General features: G+C 65.0%; 16 protein-coding genes. 4 read left to right on the forward strand and 12 right to left on the reverse strand.

What is annotated here, in order from left to right:
- Positions 1–81: 81 nt before the first annotated feature.
- Positions 82–1476 carry a phosphomannomutase/phosphoglucomutase gene (locus AB1286_RS16815; protein WP_430364326.1) on the forward strand — a complete coding sequence of 465 codons (1395 nt, stop codon included), beginning with the start codon at positions 82–84 and terminating at the stop codon, positions 1474–1476.
- 45 nt (positions 1477–1521) lie between these two features.
- Here AB1286_RS16815 and AB1286_RS16820 read toward each other — a convergent pair whose 3' ends face one another.
- Positions 1522–2439 (reverse strand): DUF2242 domain-containing protein, encoded by a 918-nt coding sequence (locus AB1286_RS16820; protein WP_430364327.1) that lies wholly within the window; start codon positions 2437–2439, stop codon positions 1522–1524.
- 263 nt (positions 2440–2702) lie between these two features.
- Between AB1286_RS16820 and waaC the strand changes: the two genes are divergently transcribed.
- The 3 genes from waaC to waaA are packed head-to-tail and all read left to right on the forward strand — an operon-like array spanning position 2703 to position 5977.
- Positions 2703–3698 carry a lipopolysaccharide heptosyltransferase I gene (gene waaC, locus AB1286_RS16825; RefSeq protein ID WP_430364328.1) on the forward strand — a complete coding sequence of 332 codons (996 nt, stop codon included), beginning with the start codon at positions 2703–2705 and terminating at the stop codon, positions 3696–3698.
- A 22-nt stretch (positions 3699–3720) separates the two neighbouring features.
- Positions 3721–4605, forward strand: a complete 885-nt coding sequence (locus AB1286_RS16830; protein WP_430364329.1) for a Kdo hydroxylase family protein — start codon at positions 3721–3723, stop codon at positions 4603–4605.
- Between the two features lie 49 nt (positions 4606–4654).
- Positions 4655–5977, forward strand: a complete 1323-nt coding sequence (waaA, locus tag AB1286_RS16835; RefSeq protein ID WP_430364330.1) for a lipid IV(A) 3-deoxy-D-manno-octulosonic acid transferase — start codon at positions 4655–4657, stop codon at positions 5975–5977.
- A gap of 13 nt (positions 5978–5990) precedes the next feature.
- On the opposite strand, the gene ureG is transcribed toward waaA, so the two are convergent.
- The 11 genes from ureG to urtB form a co-directional block, all read right to left on the reverse strand.
- Entirely contained in the window at positions 5991–6611 is a 621-nt protein-coding gene (gene ureG, locus AB1286_RS16840) for an urease accessory protein UreG (RefSeq protein WP_430364331.1), read from the reverse strand.
- Between the two features lie 19 nt (positions 6612–6630).
- A complete protein-coding gene (locus AB1286_RS16845; protein ID WP_430364332.1) occupies positions 6631–7311 on the reverse strand; it encodes an urease accessory protein UreF in 681 nt (226 codons plus the stop codon).
- Between the two features lie 3 nt (positions 7312–7314).
- Positions 7315–7947 carry an urease accessory protein UreE gene (gene ureE, locus AB1286_RS16850; RefSeq protein ID WP_430364333.1) on the reverse strand — a complete coding sequence of 211 codons (633 nt, stop codon included), beginning with the start codon at positions 7945–7947 and terminating at the stop codon, positions 7315–7317.
- A gap of 50 nt (positions 7948–7997) precedes the next feature.
- Positions 7998–9704, reverse strand: coding sequence for an urease subunit alpha (ureC, locus tag AB1286_RS16855; RefSeq protein WP_430364334.1), 1707 nt, complete (start codon positions 9702–9704; stop codon positions 7998–8000).
- 48 nt (positions 9705–9752) lie between these two features.
- A complete protein-coding gene (locus AB1286_RS16860) occupies positions 9753–10058 on the reverse strand; it encodes an urease subunit beta (RefSeq protein ID WP_430364335.1) in 306 nt (101 codons plus the stop codon).
- Positions 10059–10076: 18 nt separating this feature from the next.
- A complete protein-coding gene (gene ureA, locus AB1286_RS16865) occupies positions 10077–10379 on the reverse strand; it encodes an urease subunit gamma (protein ID WP_430364336.1) in 303 nt (100 codons plus the stop codon).
- Between the two features lie 197 nt (positions 10380–10576).
- On the reverse strand, positions 10577–11479 hold the full coding sequence (locus AB1286_RS16870; protein WP_430364337.1) for an urease accessory protein UreD: 903 nt from the start codon (positions 11477–11479) through the stop codon (positions 10577–10579).
- A 62-nt stretch (positions 11480–11541) separates the two neighbouring features.
- Positions 11542–12234, reverse strand: coding sequence for an urea ABC transporter ATP-binding subunit UrtE (gene urtE / locus AB1286_RS16875; RefSeq protein ID WP_430364338.1), 693 nt, complete (start codon positions 12232–12234; stop codon positions 11542–11544).
- A gap of 34 nt (positions 12235–12268) precedes the next feature.
- Complete coding sequence (urtD, locus tag AB1286_RS16880; protein ID WP_430365101.1) at positions 12269–13093, reverse strand: urea ABC transporter ATP-binding protein UrtD; 825 nt, start codon at positions 13091–13093, stop codon at positions 12269–12271.
- A 23-nt stretch (positions 13094–13116) separates the two neighbouring features.
- Positions 13117–14307: an urea ABC transporter permease subunit UrtC gene (gene urtC / locus AB1286_RS16885; protein WP_430364339.1), complete on the reverse strand. Its 1191-nt coding sequence runs from the start codon at positions 14305–14307 to the stop codon at positions 13117–13119.
- 8 nt (positions 14308–14315) lie between these two features.
- The gene (urtB, locus tag AB1286_RS16890) at positions 14316–15932 is read right to left on the reverse strand and encodes an urea ABC transporter permease subunit UrtB (protein WP_430364340.1); all 1617 of its coding nucleotides are present in this window, start codon (positions 15930–15932) and stop codon (positions 14316–14318) included.
- Positions 15933–16009 lie beyond the last annotated feature (77 nt).

A 16009-nucleotide genomic window follows, 5' to 3' on the forward strand; every position in this document is an offset into this window, starting at 1 on the left:
ACGCGCCGATCGAAAAACCGCAATTATAAGTGGGTTGCCGGCGCCAGCATCTTTCCAATCGCAGCCAAAAGAGAGCCATCAATGATCTCGCAATCCATCTTCAAGGCGTACGACATCCGAGGCGTCATCGGCAAAACTCTCGATGAAGACGTTGCACGGCTCGTAGGCCGGGCGTTCGGCAGCGAAGTGCGCGCGCAAGGCGGCACGGGTGTCGTCGTCGCGCGCGACGGCCGTTTGTCCGGTCCTTCGCTGATCGAGGCGCTCGCCGAAGGGTTGCGCGCCGCCGGGGTCGACGTGGTCGACGTTGGCATGGTGCCCACGCCCGTCGGCTATTTCGCCGCGAGCGTTCCGCTCGCGCTCGCAGGCGGCGAGCGTCGCATCGATTCGTGCATCGTCGTGACGGGCAGCCACAATCCGCCCGACTACAACGGCTTCAAGATGGTCTTGCGCGGTGCCGCCATCTACGGCGAGCAAATTCAAGCGCTATACCGTCGCATCGAAAAGGACGATTTCGCCAGCGGCAGCGGCGGCTACGAGCAGTACGATATTGCCGATGCCTACATCGAGCGCATCGTGAGCGACGTCAAACTCGCGCGGCCGATGAAGATCGTCGTCGACGCCGGCAACGGCGTGGCCGGCGCGCTCGGGCCGCGGCTGTTCAAGGCGCTCGGGTGCGAGCTCGTCGAGCTGTTCACCGAAATCGACGGCAATTTCCCGAACCACCACCCGGATCCGGCGCACCCGGAGAACCTGCAAGACGTCATTCGCGCGTTGAAGGAGACCGATGCCGAGGTGGGCTTTGCGTTCGACGGCGACGGCGATCGTCTTGGCGTCGTGACGAAAGACGGACAGATCATCTATCCGGACCGCCAACTGATGTTGTTCGCGCAGGAAGTGCTGTCGCGCAACGCCGGCGCGCAGATCATCTATGACGTCAAATGCACGCGCAATCTGGCGAAGTGGGTGCGCGCGAAGGGCGGCGACCCCGTCATGTGGAAGACGGGCCACTCGCTCGTCAAGGCCAAGCTGCGCGAGACGGGCGCGCCGCTCGCGGGCGAAATGAGCGGCCACGTGTTCTTCAAGGACCGCTGGTACGGGTTCGACGATGGTCTCTACACCGGCGCGCGCCTGCTCGAATTGCTCTCGCGCGAACAAGACCCGAGCAAATTGCTCAACGATCTGCCCAATTCGCTGTCCACGCCCGAACTTCAACTCAAGCTCGAAGAGGGCGAGAACTTCACGTTGATCGGCCGTCTTCAGAAGGAAGCGCAGTTCACGGGCGCCGACGAAGTGATCACGATCGACGGTTTGCGCGTGGAGTATCCGGATGGATTCGGGCTCGCGCGTTCGTCGAATACGACCCCGGTCGTCGTGCTGCGCTTCGAGGCCGACACCGAAGAAGCGCTCAAGCGGATCAAAGACGACTTCCGTCGCGTGATCGTCGCAGCGAAGCCGGACGCGAAGCTCCCGTTCTAACGGCGATCCGAGCGACTTGGGCCGCCTAGCCGGCGGCCCAAGCTTTTATTGCGGCAAAACCTGGGTCGCGGCCGGAGCCGACACGGGCTGCGCCGTCGGCATCGGTAGGTCGGACGGTGCCGCAGGCGCATTCTTCACAGCCGTTGCCGGCCCGAGCGCAACCGGCAGCGGTGCGGATGCGGACACGGCCGGCGTGGCCGCCGGAACGGCGGGCGCGAGCACCGATGCCGCGGGCGCGACCACCGACGTTGCGGTCCCGGCACTCGGGATGGCCGGCGACACCGAGGCACCCGTTGCGCTCGTCGACGCAGCGCCTGCCGGGACAGGCGAGGGCGGCGGCGTTTCGATCAAGTGGGCAGTGCCCGGCAGCGTCGTCGCCGTGACGGCGGCGGTCGGCACGGGTGCGGTCTTGATGAGCGTGCTCACATAGTGGTGGACCGAATCGAAGAAGCGGTCGTAGAACGCATTCGATTGGATCGTTTCGCTCGACACCTTCACCATCGCGTCGCTATTGGAGCGGATCGGCAACGAGACCGACCCGAGAATGCTCAGGCCGACGCTGGCCGACGTATCGCTCTTTTTGAGCGCATAGCCGCTTTGGATCGCGTTCGCGTAAATAATGCTCGAGCCGTCCGCATCGACGCCCGGCGTGCAAACGACGTGAAATTCCACGGTGACGTGCGAGTCGCCGCTCGGTTGGAAATCCTTCGTCGCGTCGATCCTATCGGTTTGCGTGAGCGTCGTCAGATAGCCCTGATTGAGCAGCGCACGGCGGGCGGCCTCGCAGGCGTCGGCGTTGCCGACCTTGAACGTGCGCGAGAACGGGCTCGCGCCCGTATCGAACATCTCCTGCTGGAATTTCGGCTGCGGGGCGCTCGAGCACGCGGTCAAGGCCGTTATGGCCAAGTATGCGGCGAGCGGTAGCGTCGCGCGAACGCGAAGGGGACGAAACGAACTGGACATGATGCGGGTTAGGTGCTGCGCTCGATACGCGCGAGATTCGAACGACGAGCATTGTAGTGCCTTCCGGCGCGCGAGGCTGTGAGGCCGGCGACCGGGCCCGGGGCATCTCGGCGCCGTGCGTTTGGAGCCTGCGGCAAGGCGCGAGGCGAAAACGGGCCGCGGGCGCGGTAGAATCCCAGCCCTTCAGGCAGTGCTCGGCAACGAGGCCTTTGTCCGCCGAGCGCCGTGGCCTGTGTGGCCACACCTTTCTTTTTTCTTTCAGCGTGCAAAAGATACTGCTCGTTCGCGTGTCGTCGCTTGGCGACGTCGTTCACAACATGCCGGCCGTCGCGGACATCCGGCGCGTCTATCCCGACGCGCAGATCGACTGGCTCGTCGAAGAAAGTTTCGGCGATCTCGTCACGCTCGTGCGCGGCGTGCATCGCGCGATTCCGTTCTCGTTGCGGCGCTGGCGCAAGCGGCCCTTCTCGCCGTCGACATGGCGCGAGATCGGCGCGTTCCGGCGCGCGTTGGCGGCCGAGCGCTACGACCTCGTCATCGATTGTCAGGGCCTGATCAAGACTGCCTGGGTCGCGAGCTGGGCGCGCGGGCCGCTCGTCGGTCTCGGCAATCGCACGGACGGCGCGGGCTACGAGTGGCCCGTGCGTTTCTTCTACGACCGGCGCGTGCCGATCGAGCCCCGTACGCACGTGGTGGAACGCACACGTTTGCTCGTCGCCGAAGCGATCGGCGCGCCGCGGCCTGCGCCGACCGACGACATCGACTTCGGGCTCGATACGTCGCAAGCCGCGCTCGCATTGGCCCAGGTCGGCCTTAATCTGCCCGTACCCTATGTGGTCCTCGTCCATGCGACGTCCCGCGCCGATAAGCAATGGCCCGACGCGTCGTGGATCGAGCTGGGCCGGGCGTTGGTGACGCGCGGCGCGTCGCTCGTGCTCCCGTGGGGCAGCGAGGCCGAGCGCACGACGAGCGAACGGCTCGCCAAGGAATTCGGGGCGGCGGCGATCGTCCCGCCGCGCCTGTCGCTGCCGGCCGTCGTGGGGCTGCTCGACGGGGCGGCCGCAACGGTCGGCGTGGACACGGGATTGGTTCATATTGCCGCGGCGCTCAAACGTCCCACGGTCGAGTTGTACAATTTCGCGACCGCATGGCGCACGGGCGGCTATTGGTCGCCCCGCGTCGTCAATCTGGGCACCGCCGGCGATCCGCCGACGCTGCAACACGTGAAGACCGCACTGGCCGCATTCGGCCTGCTGTAACCGCTGGCGCTTAGACGGGACCATGAACGAATCGCAAATCCTAGAAGTTAACTGCACCGATTGGGCGGGCTCCGACCTGTCCGCCACGCGCGATACGCTGCGCATGGCGCTCGAAACGGGCAAGGTCCTCTTCTTTCCCAACCTGCGTTTCGCCATCGAAGGGGGAGAGACGGCGCTGCTCGATCCTGCGCTCGCCGATCCGAAGCGTAAGAACATTAGTCTCGATCCGAACGGCGGCACGCTGCACGGCGTGGCCGGCGATGCCGTCACCCAGTCGGCCGTGCGCGCGCTCGTCGCGCGTTATCAAACGCAGGCCCGCATGCTCGTCGATCACCTCGTGCCCGAGTATCGCGACGCTTTGCGCCCGGCGCCCACGAGCTTGCGTCTCAGGCGCGTGGAAACGCGCCATACGTCGTGGCGCAAGGACGATAGCCGGCTGCATGTCGACGCGTTCCCTTCGCGGCCCAACCGCGGCGAGCGCATCATGCGTGTGTTCGCGAACGTCAATCCGCACGGCGAGCCGCGCGTATGGCGCGTGGGCGAGCCGTTCGAGCAAATGGCCCGGCGCTTCTTGCCGAACATCAAGCGGCAAGTGCCCGGCTCGGCATGGCTGCTGAACGCGCTGCACATCACGAAGTCGCCGCGCAGCGCCTACGACCATCTGATGCTCAATCTGCATGACGGCATGAAGGCGGACCTCGACTATCAAAAGTCGTGTCAGCAAGAAACGATTCCTTTCCCTCCCGGCAGCACGTGGATCTGCTTCTCCGATCACACCTCGCATGCGGCGATGTCGGGGCAGTTCATGCTCGAGCAGACGTTTTTCCTGCCGGTTCGTGCGATGGTCCAACCCGAATGCGCGCCGCTCGGCATTCTCGAGCGGCTCGAAGGCCGCGCGTTGGTTTGATGCCGATGCGCCTGAGCGCGCGCTACGGGACGGCGAGAGGAGGGCGCGTATGCTGAGGCTCGTCTACCGTGCGCTGTGGTGGGTCGTCGCGCCGCTGGCCGTTTTGCGCTTGCTGATCCGTTCGCGTCGCGAGCGCGGTTATCGCGCGCATATCGGCGAACGTTTCGGTTTCGCACGCGGCCGGCTACCCGAGGACGATACGCCGCTGATTTGGGTGCATGCGGTGTCGGTCGGCGAGACGCGCGCGGCCCAACCGCTCATTGCCGCCTTGATGCAAGCGCGGCCCGACGCCCGCGTGCTCGTCACGCATATGACGCCGAGCGGGCGCGCCACGAGCGTGGAGTTGTTCGGCGACCGTGTGCTGCGCTGTTACCTGCCGTACGACTTGCCGCATGCGGTGCGTCGCTTCCTACGCGCCTGGCGGCCTTCGCTCGGCATCGTCATGGAGACGGAAGTCTGGCCGACACTGATCGACGAATGCCGCGCGGCCGACGTTCCGCTCGTGTTGACCAACGCACGGATGTCGGCGCGTTCGTATAAGCGCGCCGCGCGTTTCGGCACCGCTACGCGCGAGGTATTCGGCGGCTTCACGCGGGTGCTCGCGCAAAGTCCCTCCGATGCCGAGCGGCTCACGGCGCTCGGCGCGCGCAACCTCGCCGTGCTCGGCAACTTGAAATTCGACATGGCCACGCCGCCCGATATCGTTGCGCGCGGCCGCGCATGGCGCACTGCGATCGGTACCCGGCCCGTATGGGTGGCCGCAAGCACGCGCGAGGGGGAGGAAGCGCTCGTGCTCGATGCTTTCGCGGCATTGGCGCTCGACGATGCATTGCTGATCCTCGTGCCGCGTCACCCGCAGCGTTTCGACGAAGTCGCCGCGCTCGTCGACCGGCGCGGGCTGCGCGCCATGCGGCGCTCGACCTGGGGTGGGGCGCAGCAGGCGGCGGCCGCGACGGCATCCGCAGCCGGCGAGCCGTTGCCGCACGAGGTCAAGGTGCTGCTTGGCGATTCGATGGGCGAGCTTGGCGCGTACTACGCGGCATCGGACGTTGCCTTCATCGGCGGCAGCCTGTTGCCGCTCGGTGGACAGAATCTCATTGAAGCATGTGCCGTGGGCGTACCGGTGCTGATCGGCCCGCACGTGTTCAACTTCTCGCAAGCGACGGCCGATGCGGTTGCCGCAGGCGCTGCCGTACAAGTCGCCGATCCTGCCGATCTAGCGCGCGTGCTGGGCGAGCTGTTCGCCGACAAGTCGCGGCGCGTGGCGATGGGCGCCGCGGCATCGGCGTTTGCCGCGCGGCACCGGGGCGCTACCGCACGGACCGTGGAAGTCCTTACCGCGCTGCTCCCGCTGGAAGACGCGGCGGCATAGCCGTCAAGGCACGTTAGCCGACCAACAAGCCCTTGCGTTCGATGAAGGCAATAACGTCGGCCAGTCCGCTTTGCGTCTTCAAATTGCACATGACGAATGGCCGCTCGCCGCGCATCGTTTTCGCGTCGGCAGCCATGATGTCCAGATTGGCTCCGACGTGCGGCGCGAGATCGGTCTTGTTGATGACGAGAAGGTCCGACTTGGTGATGCCGGGGCCGCCCTTACGCGGAATCTTTTCCCCTCCGGCTACGTCGATGACGTAGATCGTCAAATCGGAGAGTTCTGGGCTGAACGTCGCCGCGAGGTTGTCGCCGCCCGATTCGATGAAGACGATGTCGGCGTCGGGGAATCGCTTGAGCATCCGGTCGACGGCTTCGAGATTGATCGACGCGTCTTCGCGGATTGCCGTATGCGGGCAACCGCCCGTCTCCACGCCCATGATGCGCTCGGGCGCCAGTGCGCCCGCCACGGTCAGCAGGCGCTGATCTTCCTTGGTATAGATGTCGTTCGTAATGGCGACGAGGTCGTATCGATCGCGCATCGCCTTGCACAGCATCTCGAGCAGCGTCGTTTTACCCGAGCCCACCGGGCCGCCCACGCCGACGCGCAGCGGCGGCAATTTTTTGGTTCGCATGGTTTGATGCCCTTTCGATTCAAGAACGGAAAAGCCGCGAATATTGTGTTTCGTGCCGCGCGGACAGCACGCCCAGCATCGGCGAGAACGTGTTGATACGCTCGGGCGGCGTATCGAGCGCGCGCGCACAAGCGCGCTCGATGACCGGACGCACGGCCATCAAGATTCGCTGACCCGCGAGCTGGCCGAGCGGTACCGCTTTAATGGCGGCGGCAACCTGGTTCTCGGCCCAAGCGAACGCATAAGCGGCAAGCGCCGCATCGACCGGTAACTCGTGTACCGCCGCCGCGAAGGCGAAAGCGGTCGGCTGCGAGAGCGGCGTCAACGTCTCGAGCGTGGCGCGCCGTGCCGCGTCGCCCCACTCGAGCGAGAAGGCGAGCTGCTTGAGCGACCAACCCATTTGCTCGGTTTCGCGCCTGAGTTCGGCGGCCTCGCGGCTCGCGAGGAATTGTCTATCGGCCTGCGCGAGCGCCGATGCATCGTCGTGCTGCCAGCGAGCGAACTGGTGCCCGATGAAGGCCAACTCCCCGCGCGCCAGCACGTGCAGCAAGCCGCTTTCTATCCACTCGCGTGCCGTATCGCCGTCGCGTATCCATTGCGCCTCGACCGCCGCTTCGAGCCCTTGCGAATAGCTGAATGTGCCGATCGGCAATGCGGGTGAGGCAAGGTGCAAGAGGGCGGTCAACTCGGCGATAAGCATGATTCAACGCTTCTTATTGTGGTTGTGTCCGCAACCATCATGGTGATGGTGCGCATGATCGTGATGATGGTCGTGATCGTGCCCATGTCCATGTTCATGTCCGTGCTCGTCGGCATGCCCATGATGCTGGACGAAGACCTGTTGCGCGAGGGCGTAGTCTTCGGCGAACGTGGCGTCATGACCGTGCCGATGGCCGCCGCCATAAGCGCCGGCTTCGGGGTGAAACGGCAACGTGGCGCGTTCGACTTGCGCGCCGAGGCGCGTCAACATCGCTTCGAGTACGGGGTCGGCCTCGAGCTTCAGATAGTCGGCGCCGATCTCGATGGGCGTATGGCGATTGCCGAGATGGTAGACGGCTCGCGTGAGCGTCAGCGCGTCCGAGGCGCGCACGAAAAGCACGGCCTCGGGCGCCGCAATGACGCGTACGAGCGCGCCGTCGTCGGCCACGAGTACGTCGCCGTCGGCTAGAACGGTCCCGCGCGGCATGACGAGCGCAATGTCCTCGCCGCTATCGAGCACGGCCGCGAGCCGGCTCTTGCAGCGCGCGTCGTACGCGAGCGTCAGCGTGGGCGCACGCGCGACGAGCGAGGCCGCGAGTTTGGCGGGAGGGGAAACACGTTTGTCGATGGTACGCATGAGAAGAAGGTGAGGATGACTAAGCGTTCGTCGAACGAACGCCCGGCCGATCAAAAGAGGAAATACCGCTGTGCCATCGGCAAGACCGCTGCCGGCTCGCAGGTGAGGAGCTCGCCATCGGCCACGACTTCGTACGTCTCGGGATCGACGCTGATCGCAGGCTGCCAAGCGTTGTGGATCATGTCTGCCTTCGACACCGTACGGCATCCACGCACGGGCACCACGCGCTTTTGCAGCCCATAGCGCTGCGCGACACCCGCGTCCGCTGCCATTTGCGATACGAACGTCAGCGACGTTTGTGCGAGCGCCGCGCCGCGCGTGGCGAACATTTCGCGATAGTGAACGGGCTGCGGCGTCGGAATCGACGCATTGGGATCGCCCATTTGCGCGAGTGCGATCATGCCGCCCTTGAGAATCAACGTGGGTTTCACGCCGAAAAACGCCGGCTCCCAAAATACGAGATCGGCCCATTTGCCTGCTTCGATCGAACCGACTTCATGCGCGATGCCATGCGTGAGCGCCGGATTGATCGTGTACTTCGCGACATAGCGCTTCGCCCGGAAGTTGTCGTTGCGTGCGCTGTCTTGCGCGAGCGAGCCGCGCTGCACTTTCATCTTGTGCGCCGTTTGCCAGGTGCGAATGATCACTTCGCCCACGCGCCCCATGGCTTGGGAATCGGAAGAAAGCATCGAGAGGGCGCCGAGATCGTGCAAGATATCCTCGGCCGCGATCGTCTCGCGCCGGATGCGCGATTCGGCGAACGCGAGGTCTTCGGCGATCGATGCATCCAAGTGATGACAGACCATCAACATGTCCAGATGCTCGTCGAGCGTGTTGATCGTGTAGGGGCGCGTCGGGTTCGTCGATGAGGGCAGCACGTTCGCTTCGCCGCACACCTTGATGATGTCGGGCGCATGGCCGCCGCCCGCGCCTTCGGTGTGATACGTGTGGATCGTGCGGCCTTTGAATGCATCGACCGTGGCTTCCACGAAACCGGCTTCGTTCAGCGTATCGGTATGGATGGCCACTTGCGTATCGGTGGCGTCGGCAACGCTCAGGCAGTTGTCGATCGCGGCCGGGGTGGAGCCCCAATCCTCGTGCAGTTTCAAGCCGATGGCGCCCGCGGCGATTTGCTCTTCCAGCGGCTCAGGCAAGCTCGTATTGCCCTTGCCGAGAAAGCCCAGGTTCATCGGCCAGCCGTCCGCGGCTTGCAGCATGCGTTCGAGGTGCCATGGACCGGGCGTACACGTGGTCGCGTTGGTTCCGGTCGCGGGTCCCGTTCCGCCGCCGAGCATCGTCGTCACACCCGAGGCGAGCGCTTCTTCGATTTGCTGCGGGCAGATGAAGTGAATGTGCGTGTCGATCCCGCCCGCCGTCACGATGAGACCTTCGCCCGCGATGACCTCCGTGGCCGCGCCGATCGCGATCGTCACGCCGGGTTGGATGTCCGGATTGCCGGCTTTGCCGATGGCGGCGATGCGTCCGTTCTTGATGCCGATATCGGCTTTGACGATGCCCCAGTGGTCGAGTATCACGGCATTCGTGACGACCGTGTCGGCCACCTCGCGCGCGACACGTTGCGATTGCCCCATGCCGTCGCGGATGACCTTCCCGCCGCCGAATTTCACTTCCTCGCCGTAAACGGTGAAGTCGCGCTCGATTTCTATCGTGAGCTCGGTATCGGCGAGGCGAATGCGGTCGCCTGTGGTCGGCCCGAACATTTCCGCGTAGGCGCGGCGGCTGATGCGTAAAGTCATGACGATGGGGAGTCCTAAGGATCGACTATCGACGAATGCAACGAAACTTCAGAGCGGCCCCATTACCTTGCCGTTGAAGCCGTAGACGGTGCGCGCACCGGCCAGTGCCACGAGCTCCACCGTGCGCGATTGGCCGGGCTCGAAACGCACGGCCGTGCCGGCGGCGATGTTGAGCCTGAAGCCGCGTGCTTGCTCGCGATCGAACGCCAGCGCGGCGTTCGCTTCATAGAAGTGGTAGTGCGAGCCGACCTGGACGGGCCGGTCGCCGGTATTGGCGACGCTGAGCGTGCGAGTCTCGCGGCCGGCGTTCAGTTCGATCTCGCCGTCTTCGGTCAGGATTTCACCGGGGATCATGATGGACGTGTCCCTGCATCAAGGAATCGGGTGGTGGACGGTGACGAGCTTGGTCCCGTCGGGAAACGTTGCCTCGATTTGGATCTCGGGGATCATTTCGGGCACGCCTTCCATGACGTCGTCGCGCGTGAGCAGCGTCGTGCCGTAGTGCATGACTTCGGCCACCGTCTTGCCGTCTCGCGCGGCTTCCATCAATGCGGCGGAGATGTACGCCACGGCTTCGGGATGATTCAGCTTCAGCCCGCGTGCACGGCGTCGTTCGGCAAGCAGCGCGGCGGTGAAGATGAGGAGCTTGTCTTTTTCTCTAGGCGTCAGTTTCATGGCGCGCGGCGCTCAAACGGGATGATGAAAAATCGGACGACGGTCCGCGCGATGACGGCGGATTTCGCGCAAGGGTGCGAGATCCATCCTAGCACCGCATCTTGCGGGACGGGGGCTTTGCAAGGAATTCCTTACGGACTCCTTAATATAGCCATGCAATACGGTGACATTCGATATGCGTTGTCGATTCCGACGGCTTAAGTGCTCCAAATGCGCAGCGCGCGCGCATCGACGCCGTGCACAAGCGGGCGCAGTACCTGCCAGCACTGAGCCAGTGTCTGTTGCAGCGCCTCCATCGAGTGGGCGAGCGCCCGCACGACGAGCACGCCCGGGGCGACGCACGAGACCCCCGCGCGCTGGTATTCGTCGAACGGTAAGCTCGGCGCAAGCGATTCGGCCAATGCGTCGTCGCAAGCAGGGCCGATTGCCCACAGCGTCCCGTATGCGGGATGACGGCTCAGTCCTTGCCGAGCGATGCGCAACGCGTCGTCTGCCGTCAGTTCGGCGTGCTCGAACCAAAGCAGTTCGCCTGACGCGCCGACGATGCGGGCCGTGCTCGACAGTGTTCCGGTCGACCAACGCTCGCCCGCCGCCACGCGGCCAAGCTGCGTCGCATCCCAGCCGATCGCGCTTGCGCCTTCCGCCAACGTCAGCGTGAAGTCGAGCGCGATGTGCGCGTCGTCGAAGACGATGTTGTTTTGCGGTAGCCAATCGAGCTTCGCGCCGGGGCCCACGGCGATAGCGATCTTCTGGCGTGCGAGGCGTCCGTTCGACTTGTACCATTTCGCCGCGCCCGGCGTGGTCAGCACCGCATGCGCACGTGCGCCGAGCGAGACGTCGAGCGTCAGTGCGTCGCCGCCCGCGATGCCGCCGGGAGGGTGGACGATCACCGCATGACAGATCGATTCCCCTTCGGGATAAAGCGGTTTCTGTACGCGCAGCGGGCCTTGATGCAGACGATGCGTAAGCGTGGTGCGCGCATCGCGGCGCTCGAATCCGAGCGCAAGGCTCGCTTGCCAACCGTGGGATTGGCGAAGACCGGGCTCGGAGGCGGGTATATTCGCCGCGAGCGCTGGGGCGTCTAATACGTGTGAAGACATGAAAGGCGTCGGGCGCGGGACGCGCGCGCATAAAGATGAGATCGAGCATAGCACCGCGCATGTCAGACGGCGATCATCTCGCGTACGCCGCGCGCGTCCATTTCGGTGCCTGTGCCGTTTGCGACGATCTCGCCTCGCCGCATGACCCAGTAGTGATCGGCCAGCGCTTTAGCGAAGTCGTAGTACTGCTCGACGAGCAGCACCGTCATGCCGGTTTCGTCGACGAGCTTGCGCAGCGTCCGGCCGATCTCTTGGATGATCGAGGGTTGAATACCTTCGGTGGGCTCGTCGAGGATGAGCAGTTCAGGCTCGCTCATCAGGGCACGGCCGATCGCGAGTTGCTGTTGCTGCCCGCCCGACAAATCGCCGCCGCGCCGCTTGCGCATGTCTTTCAGCACGGGAAAGAGCGTGTAAATGCGCTCGGGGACCTGCGAGACGCCGCGCTTGCTCGCCGCGCCTACGAGCAGATTCTCTTCGACGGTCAGGCGTGCAAAGATATCGCGCCCTTGCGGAACATAGGCGATGCCACGCGCGACGCGGGCCGGCGGCGCTAGCGCATCGAGCGTCTGCCCGCGCCATGCGATCGTGCCGCTCTTGGCGCGGACCACCCCCATGAGGCAGCGCATCAGCGTCGTTTTGCCCACGCCGTTGCGGCCGAGTAAGACGGTGAGCGACCCCTTGGGCACGTGCATCGTCACGTCGCGCAAGATATGGCTGCCGCCGTAGTATTGATTGAGTCCGGTTACATCGAGCATCGAAGCTGTCCTCGTCGTGTCGTCGGTACGTGCCTCAGCGGCCAAGATAGGATTCGACGACGGCCTCGTCGCGCTTCACTTCGTCGAGCGTTCCCTGCGCGAGCACGCGCCCTTCGGCCATGACCGTCACGCGTCCGTGCGACCCCGCGAGCGCGGCCACGAACTCCATGTCATGCTCGACGACGATCATTGAGCACGTGCCGCGCAACCGATCGAGCAGGGCGGCGAGCGCCATCGTTTCGTCGTCGGTCATGCCCGCGGCGGGTTCGTCGAGCAACAGCAGCGCGGGCTGCTGCGTGAGCAGCATACCGATCTCGAGACGCTGCTTCTGTCCATGCGAAAGTTCGCCCGCAGGCCGCCACGCTTGTTGTTCGAGGCCGATGGTGGCAAGCGTCTCCTCGATCCGGGACAGCGCATCGCGCCCAAGCCGCGCGCGCAGCGTCGCATGCCAGCGTTTGTCGGTCTTCATCGCGAGTTCGAGGTTTTCCCAGACGGGATGTTGCTCGAAGACCGTCGGCTTTTGAAACTTGCGGCCGATGCCCGCGCGCGCGATCGCCGGCTCGTCCATGCGCGTGAGATCGAGCGTCTGGCCGAGGAAGACGCGTCCGTGATCGGGGCGCGTGCGGCCCGTGATCACATCCATCATCGTCGTCTTGCCGGCTCCGTTCGGACCGATGACGCAACGCAATTCGCCCGCATCGAGCGTCAGCGACAGGCCGTTCAGCGCCCGAAAGCCGTCGAAGCTGACCGTCACGTCTTCGACGTAGAGGATTGTGCCGTGCGTGATATCGATGGCGCCGGGCGTGACGAGGTGCGCCATCGGTGCGTCGCCCGAGGGCGGGGTGAGAAGCGCCGCCATATCGTCCGGCGTGCGTATCGTCGTCATGCGCGTGTCCCCCGTTTGACGAGCGAGGCGGCGAGCCCCGCGAGACCGCGCGGCAATGCGAGCGGCACGACGACGAACAGTGCGCCGAGGAAGAACAGCCAATACTCGGGCAAGTAGGCCGTGAATGCGCTGCGTGCCGCGTTGACCGCGAACGCGCCGGCAATCGGCCCGAGCAACGTACCGCGTCCGCCGACGGCCACCCAAATCGCCATTTCGATCGAGTTCGCGGGCGACATCTCGCTCGGATTGATGATGCCGACTTGCGGGACGTAGAGCGCCCCCGCGATCGCGCAGAGCATGGCCGACAGCGTCCAGATGAACAGCTTGTACGCGAGCGGGCTATAGCCGAGAAACATCAAGCGCGTCTCGCTGTCGCGCATGGCCGTGACGACGCGCCCGAGTTTCGATGTGACGATGGCGCGTGCGCCGACGAATGCAAGCACCAATACGGCGAACGTCAGCAAGAACAGCGTGACGCGGGTGGCGGGATGGGCGATCGGAAAGCCGGCGATGCGTTTGAAATCGGTGAAGCCGTTGTTGCCGCCGAAGCCGGTCTCGTTTCGATAAAAGAGCAGCATCGCCGCGTACGTGAGCGCTTGCGTGATGATCGACAGATACACGCCCTGAACGCGCGAACGAAACGCGAAGAAGCCGAAGATCCACGCGAGCAGCGCGGGCACGACGAGCACGAGCGCAAGCGCGTACCCAAGATGTTCGGTGCCGTGCCAGAACCACGGCAGCGCATGCCAATTCAAAAACACCATGAAGTCCGGCAAATCGCTGCCGTATACGCCGTCGTGTCCGATCGCGCGCATGAGGTACATGCCGATTCCGTATCCGCCGAGTGCGAAGAAGAGGCCATGACCCAGGCTCAAGATCCCGCAATAGCCCCACACGAGATCGAGGGCGAGCGCGGCAATCGCGTAGCACATGAACTTGCCGCCGATCGTCAGCGTATAAGCCGACAGATGCAGCGCGCTCGACGCGGGCAACACCAGCGCGGCGATCGGTGCCCCTAAGCCGACGATCAACACAAGGGCGAGAAGCGCGGTCCATGCGGGGCGCGAGAGCAGCGGTCGCCGCTCGGGCAGGGCGAGGCCGGCGCTCGGCGTAGGCGCCGGCCGGACATGACGCGTGTCGCGCGAACTGGCTTCTTGCGCGGCCGCGGAGGAGGGAAGAGAACGCATTGCGGGCCTCATGCGCTGCGTCCTTTCAGAGCGAACAGCCCCTGCGGACGTTTTTGGATGACGAGAACGATCAACACGAGCACGGCGATTTTGGCCAATACGGCACCGGAGATCGGTTCGATCGCCTTCGTGAGGATGCCGAGGCCGAAGCTGCCGAGCACGGTGCCGGCCAGTTGCCCGACGCCGCCAAGGACGACCGCCATGAACGAATCGACGATATAGCTTTGGCCCAGATCGGGCCCGACGTTGCCGATCTGCGAGAGCGCGCAACCGCCGAGGCCGGCGATGCCCGCCCCGAATGCGAATGCGTAGGAGTCGACGAATGCGGTTTTCACGCCTACGCAGGCCGCCATCGTGCGGTTTTGGGTGACGGCGCGCACGAAGAGGCCGAGCCGCGTGCGCGTGAGCACGGCCCATGCGATCGCGACCACGGCCAGCGAGAACGCGAGGATGACGATACGGTTGTACGGCAGCACGAGGTTCTGCATGACCGTGACGCCGCCGGTCATCCAATCGGGGTTCGTCACTTGGACGTTCTGCGCACCAAAAAGCGTGCGGGTGGCTTGCATGAGGACGAGGCTCGCGCCGAAAGTCGTCAGCAAGGTTTCGAGCGGCCGGCCGTAAAGCCGTCTCAGCACGAGCCGTTCGAGCGCGATGCCGACGAGCGCCGCGGCGATGAACGAAGCGGGTACCGCCGCGAGTGGGTACCAATCGAACGCGCCTGGTGCGTAGTGGCGAAACGCGTTTTGCACGACGTAGGTCGCATAGGCGCCGATCATGAGAAATTCGCCGTGCGCCATGTTGATGACGCCGATGACGCCATAGGTGATCGCAAGGCCGAGCGCCGCGAGCAACAAGACGCTGCCCAGCGAGATGCCCGCGAACAGCGTGCCGGCGATACGGCCGTTGCGCGTGATTGCGTCGAGTGCATCGATGCCGCGTTGCGCAGCCGCACGTACGTGGGCGTCGGGTTCGACGAAGGTCCCGTCGGCGCGCTGCGCGACGAGCGGGCGCAACAACGGGTAGAGCTCCAAATCGTGCCGTGCCGCCAGCAATTGCACGGCTTCGAGCCGTTTGGTGGCGTCGGGGTCGGTTAGGGCCGTGGTGGCCCAAAGAACGTCGAGACGGCGCTTGAGCGTCGGATCGGTTTCCTTCGCGCGAGCGGCTTCGACGAGTGCTTTCATCGACGGATCGGGATTCGCAAGCAGCGCGTCCGCGGCGCGGCGGCGCACGTCGAGATCGGGCGAGGCGAGTTGCACGCCGGCCAATGCATGGGCCACTTTGTTGCGGAGGCGATTGTCGAGCATTACCGGTTGCGCGTCGCCGATCGCGACGAGCTTGCCGGAAACGGCGTCGCGCGCCTGGGTGTCGTCGGCGCTTTGCGCGATCAGTACGTTGCCCGCATCGGTCGCCAGCGCGCGGTCGTCGGCGAGCGCGCCGAGCACGGCTAATGCGGCGGGGTCGTCATGCTTGGCTGCGAGCGCGTCGATGGCGGCGGCCTTTGCGTGGAAGTCGTCACCGGCGAGCGGGGCGAGATCCGATGCCGTCACGGCGAATGCCGCGCAGTTCACCAGCGAATACGCAAGCGCGGCCGTTAGCAGCGCGCGGCTTAAGAATCGATTCATGTGTCGAGCCACGAGAAAGACGGCGATCCAGGGGCGAGCGACGGTGCCGCGAAGCGCAATCGAGCGCGCTTCGCGAT

The sequence above is a fragment of the Trinickia sp. NRRL B-1857 genome (genome assembly GCF_050470685.1).
Lineage (GTDB): Bacteria > Pseudomonadota > Gammaproteobacteria > Burkholderiales > Burkholderiaceae > Trinickia.

Coding starts and splice junctions, on each gene's coding strand:
- AB1286_RS16815 (WP_430364326.1), top strand. CDS start 82: ATGATCTCGCAATCCATCTTCAAGGCGTACGACATCCGAGGCGTCATC.
- AB1286_RS16820 (WP_430364327.1), bottom strand. CDS start 2,439: ATGTCCAGTTCGTTTCGTCCCCTTCGCGTTCGCGCGACGCTACCGCTC.
- AB1286_RS16830 (WP_430364329.1), top strand. CDS start 3,721: ATGAACGAATCGCAAATCCTAGAAGTTAACTGCACCGATTGGGCGGGC.
- waaA (WP_430364330.1), top strand. CDS start 4,655: ATGCTGAGGCTCGTCTACCGTGCGCTGTGGTGGGTCGTCGCGCCGCTG.
- ureG (WP_430364331.1), bottom strand. CDS start 6,611: ATGCGAACCAAAAAATTGCCGCCGCTGCGCGTCGGCGTGGGCGGCCCG.
- AB1286_RS16845 (WP_430364332.1), bottom strand. CDS start 7,311: ATGCTTATCGCCGAGTTGACCGCCCTCTTGCACCTTGCCTCACCCGCA.
- ureE (WP_430364333.1), bottom strand. CDS start 7,947: ATGCGTACCATCGACAAACGTGTTTCCCCTCCCGCCAAACTCGCGGCC.
- ureC (WP_430364334.1), bottom strand. CDS start 9,704: ATGACTTTACGCATCAGCCGCCGCGCCTACGCGGAAATGTTCGGGCCG.
- AB1286_RS16860 (WP_430364335.1), bottom strand. CDS start 10,058: ATGATCCCCGGTGAAATCCTGACCGAAGACGGCGAGATCGAACTGAAC.
- ureA (WP_430364336.1), bottom strand. CDS start 10,379: ATGAAACTGACGCCTAGAGAAAAAGACAAGCTCCTCATCTTCACCGCC.
- AB1286_RS16870 (WP_430364337.1), bottom strand. CDS start 11,479: ATGTCTTCACACGTATTAGACGCCCCAGCGCTCGCGGCGAATATACCC.
- urtE (WP_430364338.1), bottom strand. CDS start 12,234: ATGCTCGATGTAACCGGACTCAATCAATACTACGGCGGCAGCCATATC.
- urtD (WP_430365101.1), bottom strand. CDS start 13,093: ATGGCGGCGCTTCTCACCCCGCCCTCGGGCGACGCACCGATGGCGCAC.
- urtC (WP_430364339.1), bottom strand. CDS start 14,307: ATGCGTTCTCTTCCCTCCTCCGCGGCCGCGCAAGAAGCCAGTTCGCGC.
- urtB (WP_430364340.1), bottom strand. CDS start 15,932: ATGAATCGATTCTTAAGCCGCGCGCTGCTAACGGCCGCGCTTGCGTAT.